The organism is Photobacterium sp. R1 (genome assembly GCF_054600795.1).
The window spans coordinates 1-276 of sequence record NZ_BAAHZP010000505.1 but is presented as its reverse complement, the minus strand read 5'-3'; the positions used below and the strand labels follow the sequence as shown (position 1 = coordinate 276).

1 protein-coding gene is annotated in these 276 nt (G+C 47.8%); it reads left to right on the top strand.

The window, feature by feature from the left end:
• A partial coding sequence (locus tag ACYP03_RS26050) for a hypothetical protein (RefSeq protein ID WP_459782678.1) occupies positions 1 to 276 on the top strand: 276 nt, incomplete at both ends.

The following is a 276-nucleotide window of genomic DNA, read 5'->3' as shown; positions in this document are numbered from 1 at the left end:
ATCCCCAGCACTTTTGAGCCCTATAACAACAAACCTTTGGTGATTGAGTTTACGCTGAACAAGCCTTCTGAGGTGACGGCGTTTATGGGGTTATTCAATACGAATACCCGCTTGGTGACCTTTAAAAACCGTGAACCGCTGGGGAAAGGTAAACACAGAATCGTGTGGAGTGGTTTGGGCGATGATGGCAAGCCGGTTGTGACGACCGCTTCGAACAAGTTCCTGTTTGGGATTTGGGGATATTCGATGGGGGATAATACCATCTTTTTGTCCTCC